The organism is Methanocella sp. (genome assembly GCF_035506375.1).
Taxonomy (GTDB): Archaea; Halobacteriota; Methanocellia; order Methanocellales; family Methanocellaceae; genus Methanocella.
Map to the genome: position 1 here is coordinate 16,102 of NZ_DATJPM010000084.1, position 15,940 is coordinate 32,041.

The 15,940-nt window shown below is 53.8% G+C and carries 16 protein-coding genes and 2 tRNA genes; 7 read left to right on the forward strand and 11 right to left on the reverse strand.

The window, feature by feature from the left end; genetic code table 11:
- Positions 1-17 precede the first annotated feature (17 nt).
- Together VMC84_RS11685 and VMC84_RS11690 are read left to right on the forward strand one after the other, a co-directional pair.
- Entirely contained in the window at positions 18-476 is a 459-nt protein-coding gene (locus tag VMC84_RS11685; protein WP_325380846.1) for a DUF7266 family protein, read from the forward strand.
- 44 nt (positions 477-520) lie between these two features.
- Positions 521-1,297, forward strand: coding sequence for a DUF7289 family protein (locus VMC84_RS11690; protein WP_325380848.1), 777 nt, complete (start codon positions 521-523; stop codon positions 1,295-1,297).
- Positions 1,298-1,315: 18 nt separating this feature from the next.
- Here VMC84_RS11690 and VMC84_RS11695 read toward each other — a convergent pair whose 3' ends face one another.
- The 5 genes from VMC84_RS11695 to VMC84_RS11715 all read right to left on the reverse strand — a co-directional run bounded on the left by VMC84_RS11695 (position 1,316) and on the right by VMC84_RS11715 (position 7,264).
- A complete protein-coding gene (locus tag VMC84_RS11695) occupies positions 1,316-1,855 on the reverse strand; it encodes a DUF7288 family protein (protein ID WP_422656059.1) in 540 nt (179 codons plus the stop codon).
- Entirely contained in the window at positions 1,839-2,837 is a 999-nt protein-coding gene (locus VMC84_RS11700) for a DUF7287 family protein (RefSeq protein WP_325380852.1), read from the reverse strand. The genes VMC84_RS11695 and VMC84_RS11700 overlap by 17 nt, the downstream gene beginning before the upstream one ends.
- 805 nt (positions 2,838-3,642) lie before the next feature.
- Positions 3,643-4,728 (reverse strand): GTP-binding protein, encoded by a 1,086-nt coding sequence (locus tag VMC84_RS11705; RefSeq protein WP_325380854.1) that lies wholly within the window; start codon positions 4,726-4,728, stop codon positions 3,643-3,645.
- A gap of 44 nt (positions 4,729-4,772) precedes the next feature.
- A tRNA-His gene (locus tag VMC84_RS11710) sits at positions 4,773-4,845 on the reverse strand.
- A gap of 220 nt (positions 4,846-5,065) precedes the next feature.
- Positions 5,066-7,264, reverse strand: a complete 2,199-nt coding sequence (locus VMC84_RS11715) for a winged helix-turn-helix transcriptional regulator (RefSeq protein WP_325380856.1) — start codon at positions 7,262-7,264, stop codon at positions 5,066-5,068.
- A gap of 109 nt (positions 7,265-7,373) precedes the next feature.
- On the opposite strand from VMC84_RS11715, the gene VMC84_RS11720 reads away from it, so the two are divergent.
- The 4 genes from VMC84_RS11720 (at position 7,374) to VMC84_RS11735 (ending at position 11,226) form a co-directional block, all read left to right on the forward strand.
- Positions 7,374-8,180: a TrmB family transcriptional regulator gene (locus VMC84_RS11720; RefSeq protein ID WP_325380858.1), complete on the forward strand. Its 807-nt coding sequence runs from the start codon at positions 7,374-7,376 to the stop codon at positions 8,178-8,180.
- A gap of 203 nt (positions 8,181-8,383) precedes the next feature.
- A complete protein-coding gene (locus VMC84_RS11725) occupies positions 8,384-9,361 on the forward strand; it encodes a hypothetical protein (RefSeq protein WP_325380860.1) in 978 nt (325 codons plus the stop codon).
- A 13-nt stretch (positions 9,362-9,374) separates the two neighbouring features.
- Positions 9,375-10,112 (forward strand): ABC transporter ATP-binding protein, encoded by a 738-nt coding sequence (locus VMC84_RS11730; RefSeq protein ID WP_325380862.1) that lies wholly within the window; start codon positions 9,375-9,377, stop codon positions 10,110-10,112.
- Complete coding sequence (locus VMC84_RS11735) at positions 10,102-11,226, forward strand: ABC transporter permease (protein WP_325380864.1); 1,125 nt, start codon at positions 10,102-10,104, stop codon at positions 11,224-11,226. Before VMC84_RS11730 ends, VMC84_RS11735 begins: the two co-directional genes overlap by 11 nt.
- A gap of 139 nt (positions 11,227-11,365) precedes the next feature.
- Here VMC84_RS11735 and VMC84_RS11740 read toward each other — a convergent pair.
- From VMC84_RS11740 to VMC84_RS11755, 4 genes are all read right to left on the reverse strand, one after another.
- A tRNA-Ala gene (locus VMC84_RS11740) sits at positions 11,366-11,437 on the reverse strand.
- A gap of 76 nt (positions 11,438-11,513) precedes the next feature.
- A complete protein-coding gene (locus VMC84_RS11745; RefSeq protein WP_325380866.1) occupies positions 11,514-11,780 on the reverse strand; it encodes an elongation factor 1-beta in 267 nt (88 codons plus the stop codon).
- Positions 11,781-11,782: 2 nt separating this feature from the next.
- The gene (locus tag VMC84_RS11750) at positions 11,783-11,950 is read right to left on the reverse strand and encodes an HVO_2753 family zinc finger protein (RefSeq protein WP_325380868.1); all 168 of its coding nucleotides are present in this window, start codon (positions 11,948-11,950) and stop codon (positions 11,783-11,785) included.
- A gap of 42 nt (positions 11,951-11,992) precedes the next feature.
- Positions 11,993-13,174, reverse strand: a complete 1,182-nt coding sequence (locus tag VMC84_RS11755) for an argininosuccinate synthase (protein WP_325380870.1) — start codon at positions 13,172-13,174, stop codon at positions 11,993-11,995.
- Positions 13,175-13,214: 40 nt separating this feature from the next.
- Between VMC84_RS11755 and VMC84_RS11760 the strand changes: the two genes are divergently transcribed.
- Positions 13,215-13,721: a hypothetical protein gene (locus VMC84_RS11760; RefSeq protein WP_325380872.1), complete on the forward strand. Its 507-nt coding sequence runs from the start codon at positions 13,215-13,217 to the stop codon at positions 13,719-13,721.
- Positions 13,722-14,151: 430 nt separating this feature from the next.
- Here the strand turns inward: VMC84_RS11760 and VMC84_RS11765 are convergent, their stop codons facing one another.
- The gene (locus tag VMC84_RS11765; RefSeq protein WP_325380876.1) at positions 14,152-14,358 is read right to left on the reverse strand and encodes a hypothetical protein; all 207 of its coding nucleotides are present in this window, start codon (positions 14,356-14,358) and stop codon (positions 14,152-14,154) included.
- 112 nt (positions 14,359-14,470) lie between these two features.
- Positions 14,471-15,940, reverse strand: a 1,470-nt coding sequence (carB, locus tag VMC84_RS11770; RefSeq protein WP_325380874.1) for a carbamoyl-phosphate synthase large subunit, incomplete at its 5' end; no start/stop codon positions are given.

Consider the following 15,940-nt stretch of genomic DNA (forward strand, 5'->3'; position numbering starts at 1 on the left):
CAATGAGAGCCGGATTATTGAGCGATGATACGGGTGTAACCTCAATCGTGGAATATATCGTGACCTTCATAATCGCATCTATATTGTTCTCGATCGTGCTGCTCATGGCCAATAGCATGTTCATCGATGGGCCCCAGCGGACGGTGTCAAAAGTCCAGTTTACGGACATTGGCAATGACCTGACCGCCAAGGTCGTGGACACATATCTCATCGCCCCCGAACCCGGCGAATATTCCACGACGTTCGACGTTTCCACGACGTTCGACATGCCTCTGACCGTGGCCAGCAATTCCTATATGGCCGACATCGGTAGCGGTAATAATCCGAACCAGGATGACAGGGAGATCGACGTTTATTCGCCTTCCAATGGCGTGTCCATTAACATGACGCTGAATGGCATCAGTTCCACCATACCGGTAAATGGCAGCACGTCCAGCCTCAGCGGCACCCATCGGATATACTATCAACGCAAATAGGATATACTATCAAGTTTCAAAGCATAGAAGGGATGAGGAGATCTATGAAACGGGTGTTCATCGAGGATGAGGCAGTCTCAGAGACACTGGGCTATATTCTTATATTCGGGATAGTGCTTACCTGCATTGCATTTATCCTGCTGGTCGGGAACAGTATGCTCGACACCGCAAAAAGCCAGAACAATTTTAAGAGCATGGAACAGGGACTGACCGTGCTGAGCAGTGATATGAAGCAGGTGGCACTGGAAGGGACGCCCGTGAAGACGACACGGATCCATATGGAAGGCGGATCTATCGCGAATTATAATGCCTCGAATGAGCTCATTGTCAAGTTCAACGGGGTTACGGAATATGATAATTATACGGGCAATATCACGTTCCAGTCAAGTACGGACCCCAGCATTATTTCCATTGAGAACGGCGGCCTCTGGGAGATGACAAATATAAATAGCAGCGATATTGTCGTATTAAAGCCTCGTATTTACTACATCCCCCAGACAAAAACGCTAATAATGAATGTCATAAGGCTGGGGGGAAATATGTCTGCGATAGGCGGATCAGCCACCGTCGATATAAATCTACAATATAGCACGACTAACGTTTACAGTTATTCCGTTCCAGCTGGAAGCATGACCATTACGTTCAATACTGCTTATCCGCGGGCATGGTCCAGATTCCTGATTGATGATAACGTCCTCGCCCCGGCAGGAGCGACAACGCTTACTGCGCTTGACAACAATAGCTTTACTGTGAACGTTAATCAGCCGCAGGTATCCAATTTGATAATCAGTGAACATTGGATTAACGCGTCAATCGGATAGCCTTGTAAATAAAAACCATCACAGGTACCAGCAAATGAGCTTGACCTCGATGGTCTCGGGCTGATGTCGGGTAGCGTTGATGGTTTTCCAGAAGCTCGATCCGGTGGAAATATCATTATCGTTCAGAGTCACGAGCCGCGTCGCGACCACCGAATTATCCGTTGGTATGCCGTGGTAGATAACCGTACTACTGTTCAAGGCAGTTGAATTGTTATAAACGAATATGAGGTTATACTCGACCTGGTCAGGGAGCATTTTTTTTTCCGAAATATTATTGTCGAGACAGGTCATCATGGCCTCCCCCGGCGCCCCATTCCATCCGGCCACATACGTTTTAAGAGGTTGTATCGTGCTCCAGCTATCGTTATCGTTCCTGTCCAGGACCACCAGCGTATCGCTCGCTTTCTCGTATAATTTCATGTCTATGGCGCGCTCAGTCTGGGGAACGATGATGGAGTTCGATTGTAATATAAACAAGAGGACACTCAGAAGTATAAAGGATGCCACGATGCCCTCAATAGTATAAATTTGGCCTCGACTATCATCCTGCAAGCGCATCGGACCACACCTCCAGTCTCATGGTTGCCGGGTAACATATACTTTTCAATGGGTACTTCTTATCGTGGAAATAGTTGAAGGATACGCCGGTGCTGCTATCCTGGAACATCGAGCCCGTCCCTGAGATCTCAATGTATTTATTCAGGACCAGGCCATTAACATCCGAGTAGAAGGCGCTGGGAGCGATCACCAGCTCCACTATGTCATTGCTATTGATGGAAAATGTCGATGATGGGTAGTACACACCATTCACATAGTAAAAGTAATCGGTCCCATATATCCATGTGGAAATATAATTCGCGCCATTGGACGACCATAATACGTTATTGATGGTGCCCGACGTGTTAAATATCCTGATCGTCAGGTTACCGGTAATCGATGAGTAGGTTATGTTCGTCAGATTGACGTTAAATAACGAGCCCCTGTTGACCTGGTCATTACCCATATCCAGGCACATCTCTTTACCCTTATCCACCAGGACACTCCTCTCGATGGACTCGACGTTGGTCGTGCTCCGCATAGGCCAGGACGACGTATTCACCAGTTCTGTGCCGGTGCCATTCATTTTTATCGAAACGCTGACGTCGTATTCTATTGATCCATGAAGCCCCATATGGTCACGGACAATGGTATAATTAGAGCTATTAGCGAGAATTTCGTTGAGACAGTCGATCTTAGATTGCGATAGTACGTTCGGATGCTCCTTATCGTCCGCCAACCCGATCCTGGATAAAAGGCCGATGTTATCCTCCCAGTCCGTGCCGTTGACACTGCCCTGGCTATACCATCCAGGATCCTCAACGAGTATGGCGCTCGTGCGATATGCGACCGAACTGAGATCGATCGCGCCTGGCTGGTATGGTGTGAACAGGCCGGGTATAAAGGTCACCGCATATATGAACGTCAGGAGAAAAACGGCGACCCCAAAGAGGAAGTCCAAGTTTATCTGGCCACTGTCGTCCATCAATGCCTTCGATGCCATAATCCTCACCCGGGGCGCTCAACCGATATCTATTGACTTTATTTTTTAAGTATAAAAGGGCTTTCCTTGTAACAGAAATTATTTGGTATACAATTTGTAAATAGACAATAATTTCTAGGTATTTACCATTTATCTACAAAAAACTATAAAAAATTATGCAGATGTTTTTAATTATTAATGCTGTGTTGAATATGCCCTTTTAAGTCTCAGAGTGTTCGAAGGCACTATTTTTCACCACAAAGACACGATGGCACGGAGGCTCACAAAGTCTTTTTTATAATTAAGAGACAAAGGGCACAGAGCCGCTTTTTGAACTTTTAAGATACAAAGGATACGAAGGCACAATGATAAAAAGTGCTCGCATGTTCATTCCACTGTGCCCCCGTATCCTTCGTATCCTGATCGCCAATGAACCGGCTTTGTGTACTTTGTAACTTAATTTAAAAAGAAAACTTTGTGAGCCTCCGTGCTCTTCGTGCCTTTGTGGTGAAAAATAGTGCCCTCCGTGCCCTTAAAAACTTAAAATACGGGAGAATTTCAACACAGCAATTATTAAGGCTCAATAAATGGTTGTCCATTTCTTTATAGCGATTATAGCTTTTGAGGCGATGATCTCTCGGGAACAGTGCGTGCTCGGAGACCCACCGGACGCCTTATTTACTGACATAACTTTCTGTCGGGAAACAACTTTAAAGCCCCCTTCAAGCGCTAGATAGGCTGACTTGCTCCACAATAAAAACCAGAAGAAACATTATTAGGCCTATTAATATAGTTTAATTTTGTGGATTAAAAGCGGAAATCGGAGCTACTTCTGGATGATGACGGTGAGCACGTCGCCGTCCTCGAGGCCGTGGTCGAGGCCCACGCGCTGGCCCGCGTGCTTGGCCGAGTCGCCCCAGACCCGGGCGTAGCGGAACTTGCGCCTGAAGTCCTTGTGGAGCCGGTCGCACACGTCGCCGACCGTACTGCCTTCCCGCATGATGAGGGGCACGTCCATGTCCGCCGCCTCGCCCTGCGGCTTCAGGTAGATGTTGATGAAGCCCAGGCGGTCGTAGATCTCATCGCGCAGCGCATCCAGGCCGGACTCCATGTCCGCCGATATCTTGAGAGCCTCCCCGGGGAAGGATTTCATGTGCTCCTTATCCACCAGGTCGATCTTGTTTATGATGGTGATGGCCGGAATGTAGACCCGATTGCCCCTGACGACGTCTATAAGCTGGTCCGCCGTGATATCCTCGCGGATGTTCACGAGGGCGTTATGCATCTTATACTCGCCCAGGATGGTCTTGATGGTCTCGTGGTCGATGCTCAGCTCCACGGTCGAGGTGATCGTGACGCCGCCCTTGATGAGCTTAGTGATGGTGATATCGGGAGGGCGCTGGTTTATGCGTATGCCCGCGTCGTAGAGCTCATCCTCTAAGACTTTTAGCTGCTGGTAGTTGAAGACGTCGATGATCATTAAAATGAGGTCGCAGCCGCGGATGACCGATATGACCTCCCGGCCCCGGCCACGGCCGGCCGAGGCACCCTTGACGAGGCCGGGCAGGTCGAGTATCTGAATTTTCGCCTGCTTATACTCCATGATGCCCGGGATGACGTCGAGCGTTGTAAAGTCATAGGAGCCGACCTCGGAGTGGGCGTCGGTTAATTTGTTAATGAGCGTGGACTTGCCCACAGAGGGAAAGCCGACCAGAGTCACCGTCGCGTCGCCGCTCTTCTTGACGCTGTAGCCTTCGGTGCCCCCTTTGGAGGATATGGCCTTTTTGATAAGGTCGTCCTTGAGCCTTGCCATCTTGGCCTTGAGCCGGCCCAGGTGGTGCTCGGTGGCCTTGTTCTTCTGGGTCTTATCCATCTCTTCCTGGATGGCCCGTATTTCTTCTTCGAGTGTCATCTGCTACCTTTGAACGTCGGGTAAAAACTATTGCTAAAAGACAGGGCCGGGACCGGGATTCGAACCCGGCTCCAAGGATCCACAGTCCCAGAGGATTGCCAACTACCCCATCCCGGCTGATGCAACTTCAATAGCTGCATTCATATAAATAAAGCTTATGGTTATCCATAATCCAAAAAGCGTTACTTCACGATCGTCTCTTTGAGCGTATCGGCGCCGCCCTGCTAAATTTCCTCCAAACATTATACGCCGGCTCTAAGTATTTTTCAGCCACGAAGCGACTAAAAGCGGTCCTGAAGTGACTCAAAGATATGTAAATTAAAAAATAATGTGTGACTTAGCAATCGCCCATTTTGCCAATGAACGCGGAAATCTTATACCTGTATTCGTCCTTGATGAAGTAAGAAGTCCGCCCTTCGGCCGCCGGGTCATTGGTCACGATGCCCCGGTCCATGAGCTCTCTCATGTATCGGTTCGTGGCGCTGTCGCCGAGGTTTAGCTTTTTAGATAATTCCCTGTTCGACATGCCGGGGTTTTCTGCCAGGGCACAGAGCGCCCGCCTCATGGACTCGCGCTTCATCAGGGATATTAAATACCTCTCCTCGGGCTTATATGAGCCCCCGTTGGTGAAGTAGCGTACGTGCTTGCCGTCCGCTTTAAAAGATATAATGCGATGGTTGATGCCCAGGATAAGCAGATGATAGCGGACCGTGCCGATGTTCATGCGCAGCCCCTTCGAGATATCGTAGAGGCCGGAACCGGGATTATCGGCTATATATTTTAAGACGACGTTGCGGTTCTCGTTGCCGTTGATCCTGCCCCGGGCGCGGGTGACGGCGCCGGCCATGAAGAAGCGGATGAATAAATAAATGGCCGCCGTAAGGACCAGGCCGGCCGCCAGGTTGATTTTCGTGGCAGAGAGCCTGCCGTCGTCGGTGCCGTAATAGATTGTGCCATTTACCTCCTTCATGTCCGTGACCCTTGAGCCGGTGGGCTTAGCCCAGAGCAGGTTGCCGTCCTTATCCAGCGCATAGATGCCGCCCGAGTAGGCTGCCTTCGCCTGGCCGTAGAAAGTGGGCACCTCGTAGTTGATGGTCCACATGCTCACGTAGGTGATGTTATTCCCTGGCATGAGCTCGATATCCGTCCAGCTTCCGATGGCCTTCGTGCCATTCGGCACGTTATTATTCTTGTACCAGCCTTCGGGCTTGACCTTATTCTCGTTGGCCGCGTAGCTCAGGTCAAGGTACGGCGGCATGACCAGGCCGATGTTAGAGGCGTTGAGGGCGACCCGATGCGGGAACAGGGGGAGTGTCGTATCCCAGAGCGACCCGTCCGTGGTAATATCCGTTGCCCTGACGGCGTACGTATCCAGCTGGCTGAGGTTACGATAGTTCTTCCAGCTGCCGCCGGCCTGGGTCAGGATGAACTCGACGGTGCCCGGGTCCTTGTAGTAGTCGGCATTCAGCGTGTCGTTCACGCCGGGAGGCGTGACCCGCAACATCTGGTAGTATATGCCGTTCGATAAGCCCTTGATGTCGCTAATGTAAGATTCGTAGTGCTTGACGCCGGTCACTTCGGTGCCGTCCGGCCGGATCATGGTCATGTAGGAGCCGTTAAAGTCGCCCTGCTGGTCGCTCCCTAAGTTATCGTGGCGTAAATACAGGTTCCCGTGGCTATCGAATGTCGTATCGAAGTCCGGCCAGGTGTACTCGTCCGGGTACTCTTTCACCCAGAGCTTGTTGCCATTGGAGTCCAGCGCCATTACACCGTTCCCCATTATGCCGCTGCTTAGCCACACGTAGAGCGTACCATTATTGTAATACGGCTGCTCGACGTTTATGCCGGACAGGAAGCTGACGTTATACTCGCCGGAGCTGTGGCTCCAGCGCATGGACCCGTTCCGGTCGTAGGACTCGATGGTGCCGTTATCCTTCGAATAAATGTACATGTTACCGGCATCGTCTATCGTGGCCGGCTCCGTCACACCGTAGATGTTTAATAGCACAGTGCCGTTCGAGTCCAGGATGATCTGGTTCCGGTAGTGGTGAATGTATATCCTGTCGTCCTTGACCAGCAGCCCGGGCGGGGAGAACGTGTATTGGCCCAGGCCGAACGTGAGCGGCGCTATCCACCGGGCGCTACCGTCGGGGCCGATGGCGAGAAGCTCGCCTTTCTCGGGCTGATTGCCGGGGCCGACTACGATGTAGAAGTCCCCGCTGTCGGCAGCAGCGGCCATGCCGGTCCATTTCTCACAATTCGTGTTGATATTGTACTTATCAGGGATAGGCAGGGTCCAGATGACCTTACCGTCCTGGCCAATAGCATAGATGGAGCTTCCGTCCACCGTATACAGCACGCCGTTGCCCGGCGTGTACATGTTATCGTAGACCCAGAAGCCGGTATGGGCCACGGGGCCCGAAATGGCCCACTGGTCCGAGACGCCGGTCCCTCCCAGTATGGCCAGGCAGAGCATGAAGGCTAGAATGATGACCAGTATTGCAAGGGTCGCCTCGAATAGCTCGCTCTTCTTCATCCTATCACCGATAATGACAATCGGAAATAGCTTAAATATAGCTTATCTCACGTGCTGCGAAACTGGGAAAGGTTTAAGAGTACTCAGAGTAGTATCATTATAAACTACTATGAACACGATACCCGGTGACCTCATCGAATCGCTGAAGACGCTCGGGCTTACCGAGTACGAGGCCAAGGTCTATTCGGCGCTCGTCCTCTTCGAAAGGAGCGAGGTCAAGCCGATCTACGAATTCCTGAACGCTCCCAAGCCCAGCGTATACCAGAGCCTGAAGACCCTGATGGACAAGGGCCTGGTGCAGGTGGTGAACGCGAAGCCCGCCATTTACCGGGCGACGCCGCCGCAGATTGCCCTGAAGCACATGATGGACGTCCACCGGAAAGCAGAAGAGAACGCTTTATTGGAACTGGAAGAGCTGGAGAAGAGCCGGGTAAAGCAGGAAACGACCGACGCGATCTGGACGGTCTACGGGGACAGGAACATCGATTATGGCATCGAGGAGCTACTGGTAAAGGCGAAAAAGTCCCTGAAGATCCTGATGCCGCAGGACCGCCTCCGATATCTGGAATTGCTCCGCGGGAAGAGCGTGGCCGTGGAGCTGCTGGTCTTTTCCGACGACGCCATGATACCGGAGCGCTACGGGCTGAAGTCCGCCGTCGTCCACAACGCGATGGAGATAGACCTGGCCGATTTTACGCCCATCCTGAAGTACTTTTCCCAGGTCCCCTTAAAGGGCGACCAGGCTACGCGGTTCCTTTTTATCATGGCCGACGGGCGCGAGTTCATGTATGTGCCGCCTTTACCTGGGACGATGTCCGGCCTGGCGACGAGCAACTCTTTTGTCATTTCCCTCGGGACAATAGTATTCGGGGCCATATGGGAGCATACGCCTGCCATCTACCCGGTAAAAAAGTAGTTACTTGCCTTACTACCATAGGCTAGTATTTACATGGACGTCGCATAAATAAAAAAAACTCGAGAACCAATTTTCTATTTTAGAACAACCGTTTCTTTTCGGTAGTTCAAGGCAGTACTACCTCTTCATAGACTATTTATAGTTTGAGCTCAAATGTAGTAATTGCTAAAACTACCGGCGTAAAAACCTCGGGGGAAAGGTCTATGAAATCCACGAAGCTCTCGGCGAAATTAACGATAACGATCGCGCTCTTTTTGCTGCTCGCCACGGCGATGGCGAGCGCCGATTCGGGGAAGCCCTCCATATCGGTCAGCGACGTCCAGATATCGCCCTCGGCGCTGATGCCCGGGGATACGGGCACCGTCACGGTCACGCTCGCCAACGGCCAGAAAACGCTCACAGGGTCCACGACGACCAGCAGCGACACGTACAATTACGGCGCCGGCTCGTCGAACGGCCTCACGACTCCGGCGCACACGTCCGTGTCCAGCACGACGAGCAGCAACACGCCCGACGGCGGATACCTGCTGAATGAGGTTACTCTGCTCGCTGATCCTCCCATGTATATCGTCTCGAAGGATTTCAACGACGTTGGCCGCATGGGCATGGGCGACAAAGGGACCTTCACGTTCACCATAAAGGCTGACAGCTCAGCGGCTGACGGCACGTATACGCTGACTCTCAAGGTCCGGACGGACGACACCGGGATATACCTGAACTACCCGGTCCGGGTGCAGGTCGACAGCGACGAGCCCCAGCTCATCGTGAGCAAGTATGCAGAGACATACAACGGCACGGATAATAATGTCGTCAGCCTTGACGTGACCAACCCGCGGAGCACGCCCATAGATTCGGTTAAAGTCCTCGCTTCCGGCGGCGAGTTCGTCTTCGAGCCCCAGGAGTTCTACATCGGCACGCTCAAGGCAGGCGACATGTACACGGCCGACATCAAGGTCGACAGCCGGGGCGACTCGTATAACTCGACGCCGCAGTTCACCATGGTCTACCGCAACGGCGATAACTGGCACCAGATAGCGGCCATTTCCGTCACAGCCCACGCGGCAAGGAAGACCTGGTGGGACATGTGGTGGCCATACGGAGTGCTGGGCGCTGTATGCCTCGTCGCGGTGGTCGGACTGTCAGCCACGCTGGTCCGGCGTTTCGGGAAGAAGAGCCATTAAAGGAAGAACGCGCATGGCTTCCGGGGAAAATATCATCGAGTGCTCGGGGCTGACCATGAGCTTCGGCAGCCTCAAGGTGCTCGACTGCATCGACCTGAGCATCGAGTACGGGGAGAATTATGGATTACTGGGCCCGAACGGCTCGGGGAAGACCACTCTCATACGTATCCTCTGCGGCCTGCTGATCCCCAACTCCGGCACCGTTAAGGTGCTTGGCCGGAAGGTGCCCGATCACCGGAATAACGCGCTGATCGGCTACATGACCCAGATGGATGCGCTCTATAACGATCTCACGGTCCGTGAGAACGCCCGCTTTTTTGCCTCAATCTACGGGCTGAAGGGGCACATCAGGGAGAAGCGTATCGACGAGGTGCTCGAGGTTGCCCGCCTCACGGATAGGCAGGACAGCATCGTCGGCACGCTGTCGGGCGGCATGAAGAAGCGGGCCTCCATCGCCTGCGTGCTCACGCACCGCCCGAAGCTCATGTTCATGGACGAGCCGACGGTGGGCGTCGACCCCGGGCTCCGGAGCGAGTTCTGGGACTACTTCCGGGAATTAAATAAACAGGGCGTCACGCTCATCATATCCACGCACATCATGGACGAGGCGGAGCGGTGCGGACGCCTTGCATTCCTGCGGGAAGGCCGAAAGCTGATCGAGGGCTCCCCGCAGTACCTGAAAGATAAGGCCGGAAAGGCCGGGCTCGAAGAGGCGTACATGTACTACGCGGGGGGCGGCGATGGACGCTAGCCGGATCCTGTCTCTGGGCAAGCGTATCGCCACGCAGTGTCTTCGGGATAAAAGGACGATGGCCCTCATCATCGCCGCTCCGTCACTCGTCATGCTCCTGCTGGCCTACTTCTTCTCGACGAGCGCCGGCAGCATCACTATCGGCGTCGTGCTGGACCACCGGACGGGCACCGAGCACCTGTCGCAGCTTATCGCGGACGGGCTCAACGCCTCCGATAACGTCACCGTGGTCTACCTCGAGGAAAAGGATATCAACGCCTCGCTGAATAACAAGTCGGTGGACGGGGTGATCTATTTCCCGCCGAACTTTACGCGCAACGTCCTCGACTCGAAGCCGTCGTACGTGAAGATCGTGACACACGGGAATAATCCCTCGGCAGGGGGCATTATCGCCCAAAAGTTCGCGAACGTTTCGGCAAAAGTGCTGGGCTCCCGGGCTCCCGTGCAGCCGGCCGCCAGCCCTGCCCTGGCGATGCCCTCGGTGGAGGCCGAAGTTCTCTACGGGGAAGGCTACAAGAGCATCGACTTTTTCGCGCCGTACATCCTGGGCTTGATCGCCTTCATATTCGTGTTCATGTTCACCAGCGTTACCTTCCTGAGGGAGCGGTCATTCGGTACGCTGGAGCGGCTCATGGTCTCGCCTATCACCCGGGCCGAGATCATCATAGGCTACATGCTGGGGTTCTTAGTGTTCGCGGCCATCCAGTCGTCCATCATCCTCCTGTTCGCAATATTCGTGCTAAACGTGAAGATGGCTGGCGGCGTATTGGCGGTAGTCGTCGTGCAATTTCTGCTGACGCTGGTGGCGGTCAACCTTGGCATCTTCTGCTCGTCCTTCGCGAAGAATGAGCTCCAGGCTATCCAGTTCATCCCCCTGGTGCTGCTGCCGCAGATCTTCCTCGACGGCATGTTCTGGCCCGTATCGACATTTCCCAATTATCTACAGGCACTATCGTATATCATGCCCCTGACGTACGCGAACGACGCGCTGCAGGGCATCATGGTGCAGGGCGTAGGCCTGGGGGACATCTGGGTCGACATCCTGGTCCTGCTCGGCTTCGCCGTGGCGATGATAGTGCTTTCGACGCTCACGCTGAATAAGCAGCTACAGTAATAGAAAATTATATAAAAACGGGGCTCTACTCCGGTTTTTGGATATGGATTTAGAGCTATCTTGATTTTAATGTATGCCCTCGTGCACTCTGAGCTCAAACGGCAAATTAAACAGAGCAAAAAGAATAAAATGAGGGAAGTGGACCCTGCGGGAATTGAACCCGCGGCATCTACGTTGCGAACGTAGCACTCTACCCCTGAGTTAAGAGCCCGTAATGCAAATCTGAAATGTCATTTGAAGTATATAAACTATTCGCGTTGAAAAGAAAAGGATAAAAAAGAAATGGCTTATACAAGGTCCACGTTCTCGACGGAGACGCTCTCCACGCCGGGGACCTTAGAAAACGCCGCTTCTACGGGCTCCGTGCCGCCCTCGGCGTCGCTGACCACGAAAGCCACTAAAATAGCCTTCAGGCCGAACGCGATCTCCTTTACCTGCATACCCTTGAACTCGGCGCTCTTAGGGAGAGCCTTCTTGAGCGCGTCCATGAGCTTGTTCACGTCCCGGTCCACGCTGTCCGGCATGACCCTGATGACCGCCATAACCTTTCCCATGGTCACGGCCCCTTGAACCCGCAGGACGGGCAAATGTACGCGTTCGACTGCTTCCTGCACTTGCCGCAGCGGCCCAGCTCGGCGCCACAGCTCGGGCACTTGAACCGGACGGCGCCCGCGCCCTCGAGGCGAACGCCGCATGAGATGCAATGCTCAATTCTTTCTGCCATAAAATTATCTCCTTTTAAATGAAGCTGACCACCGTATATTAGCTACTGGTTAATTAATTTTTTGTAAAGCCTCGCCTGGAATCCGTGGAACTTCGCGAAACCCTCGGCATCCTTCTGGTCCATCGTCTTGCCGTCGAAGGAGACCAGCTCCTCGCTGTACAGCGCCGTCGGGGATTCCCGGCCCACGGGCATGCAGCTTCCCTTGAACAGCCGGACTTTCACGGTGCCGTTGATCCTTTCCTGCGTCTTATCGATGAAGGCGTTCAGGTCGGCGTACAGCGGCTCGTCCACGAGGCCCATGTAGCCCAGTTCCGCCCACGCCTCGTCGATGCTCGCCTTGTGCTTGAGCTCGGCCCTGGACAGGCAGAGCTTCTCGAGGTCCCTGTGCGCCGTTAAAAGAACGGTCGCCGCCGGGTGCTCGTAGTTCTCCCTCGCCTTGAGGCCCAGCACGCGGTCCTCCATCGTGTCGGTGCGCCCAACGCCATGCTTGCCCGCGATCTTCTGGAGCGCCATAATTAGTCCAACTCCGCCCATCTTCTTGCCGTTAAGCGAGACGGGCACGCCCGCCCCGAACCCGATGGAGACGATCTCCGGCTTGTTAGGGGCCTTCAGCGGGTCCTGGGTCCACTGGTAGATCTCCTCGGGCGGTATGAAGGACGGATCCTCGAGTCTGCCTCCCTCGATGCTCCGGGACCATATGTTCTCGTCCACGCTCCAGGGCTTCGCCTTCGTGACGGGGACGGGTATCCTGTGTTCTTTCGCGTACTCGATCTCCCAGCTCCTGGACAGGTTCATGTCCCGCATGGGGGCGATGACTGGCAGGTCGGTCGTCCTGAACACGGCCTCGAACCTGAGCTGGTCGTTGCCCCTGCCGGTGCACCCGTGGGCAAGGGCGTCGGCCTTCTCTTTTTTAGCGACGTCGACGCACTTCTTCGCGATCAAAGGCCTCGCCAGGGACGTGCCGATGACGTAGCCCTCGTACATGGCATTCGCCTTGATAGCGGGGAAGATGTAGTCCCGGACGAACTCGTCCTTCGCGTCTATCGTGTAGTGCTTATCGGCGATGAGCTTCGCCTTCTTCGAGGCTGTCCCGATCTCCTCCGGCGGCTGGCCCACGTCCACCGTGACCGTGATCACCTTATCGAAGCCATAGTTCTCCTTTAAAATGGGAATGCAGACCGAGGTGTCCAGGCCCCCGGAATAGGCAAGAACGACTTTCTTCATATGGGTTCTAAAACGTCCTTAAGGAATGATAAAGTTTTTTATGCCTGCCCCGGACGGCGCCGGCTTTTTAACATGCAACAAAAAGAGTTTTGACCCGGGTATAAAATACTTGCGATTAAATGAGCGTTACCGCTCCTGCAGGAAGTTCATGAATATTAATTTTTTACATATTAATGTTATAAAATCCGGTAAAAATTTTGCCTCTATAGAAACATATATATACCAAAAAGTGCTCTTAGTGTCTCACCCATGTGACCCATGGGACGCATCCCCCTTTGACGAACTCCATCCAATCAACCCCAAAGGGAAACAAGACATAAATCCTCAAAAAAACCGCAAACTCAAAAAGCGTGCTAAGGGCGAGCCTTTATGGCCCGCACCTGGTCACGTTGGTATTGGCTCCAAAATTGTGGGCGGAAAGATCAAACTCTTACGGCATGAAGCGCTTGCGGCAGTAGATCGCTTTAAGTATCACCCGTTTACTGCTCCCTCCTCCCAAATAAGCAAGCAACACCTCAAACACCACGAAGATCCAAGCCCGCCATAATTATACCTCACCACAAAAACGGGCTTAACGAAAAACGTCGACTGACTGACCCACCCACGATGGAAAAGCCAATGCCCCATCTGTTTTAACCCTTTTCAAGCCGCTCTAAGCTTTATAAGAATTCTCGAAGACGTTTTCAGCCACGAAGCTACTCGAAGCTGGCCTGAAGTGACACGAAGACATTATTAAATATTTTAAAATAAGTTGGTGCCGCCTGGTGTAAACTCCGTGCCGCCTGGTGATTAAATAAAAATTCCGCTAGGCCTGGTGTAACTTTAGTACCGCTTGAGAGCAATTGTTGTCTCAACCGCACCTGGATTACACCAGGCGGCACCAATGATTTTTAATAAGTGTTAGAGAACTTAGAGCCAGCTTAGAGTCGCTTCGTGGCTGAAAAACTCTTAGAGGAAATTATTAAAATTTAGCGAGCTTATTTAAGCCTGTAAATGGGCACGTCGAGGTTCGTGAAGAGCACGATGGAGTAGACGAGCACCCCGATGCAGATAATGCCCATAATATTGCCAAGGATGTTAGGCTGATCCAGGTTGAGGACATACATGTACAGTGCGTAGACCGAGCCCACGAAGAGCACGGTAGCGAACGGTATTCTCATCATCTCTATAGTCTTCGTGTCCATGTCTAACAAAATCCTGGATAGTAGCGAATCCGGGGTTATATTATCGCAGCTTGTACATATCCTTTCTGATTTATCGGGTAAAAAAGCGGGAAAAGATGCTGTGAGACGTTTATTACGCGGCCGGCTCCCTGGTCTTGAAGGCGTCGACGACCTGGGCCGGGGCCGCGGCGCGCCCGAGGTACTCGTTGAGGGACAGAATGGTCATCTTTCTTTTACCCATGGCGTTGATGGCGTCGGCGGACGCCCGGACCGCCTGGATGGTGGTCAGGTAGGGGACGTCGTAGTCGATGGCGGCCCTCCGGATGCGGCTTCCGTCCTTTCTGGCCATCTTGGAGGTCGGCGTGTTAATGATGAGGTCCACCTTGCCCCGGCGCATCAGGTCGATAACGTTGGGGCTGCCCTCGTGCACCTTGCTGATCAGCGTCACGGGTATTCCCTGCGCCTCGAGGTATTTCTTAGTGCCGGTGGTGCCGATCATCTTTAAGCCGTTCGTGTGGAGGACCCGCGCCAGCCGGGCCATCTCCTTCTTATCCTCGTCTCTTACTGAGATGAAGACCGTCCCCTCGAGCGGGAGCGAGTTGAACGCGGACTGCTCGGCCTTGAAGAACGCCGCCCCGAAGTCGCTGTCGATGCCCATGACCTCGCCCGTGGACCGCATCTCGGGGCCGAGCAGCGGATCGGCGCCAGGCAGCTTATCGAAGGGCAACACGACTTCTTTCACGGAAACGTATCTGGGCTTCGGCTCCTCGGTGTAGCCCATCTCTTTCAATGAATAGCCTATGATCGCTTTCGCGGCGATCTTCGCCAGTGGCAGGCCAGTCGCCTTGCTCACGAAGGGGATCGTCCTGGACGAGCGCGGGTTGGCCTCGAGGACATAGACTCTGCCGCCCTTATAGGCCATCTGAATATTGACGCAGCCTATGACGCACAGCGAGAGCGCGATCTTCCTCACGATGTCGCGCACCTGGTCCTGCACTTCTTTCGAGAGCGATTGCGGGGGAATGACGCAGGCCGAGTCACCCGAGTGGATGCCCGCCTCCTCGATGTGCTCCATGATGGCGCCGATTAATACGTCAGTACCGTCGCTGACGGCGTCCACGTCGATCTCCGTGGCGTCCTCGAGGAAGTCGTCGATGAGCACCGGGTGCTTGCGGGATACTTTGACCGCTTCGGTCATGTACCGCTCCAGGTCGGCCTCGTCGTAGACGATCTCCATGGCCCGGCCGCCTAATACATACGACGGCCTGACGAGGATCGGGTAGCCGATGCGGGCCGCCTCGACCTTGGCCTCGTCCGTGGAGTAGGCGATGCCGTGCTCCGGCTGGAGGATGCCCATCTCCTTCATCATGCGGCCCCACAGGTCCCGGTCCTCGGCGATGTTCATGTTGTCCGGGCTGGTGCCGATGATGATGGTGTTGAGATCCTTGCGCCTGTTGAGCTCCATCTGGAGGGGGATAGCCATGTTGACCGAGGTCTGGCCGCCGAACTGGACCATGACGCCGTAGGGCCGCTCCTTCTCGATGACGTTCATCACGTGCTCGAGGGTGATCGGCTCGAAGAACAGCTTGTCGGAGGTGTCGAA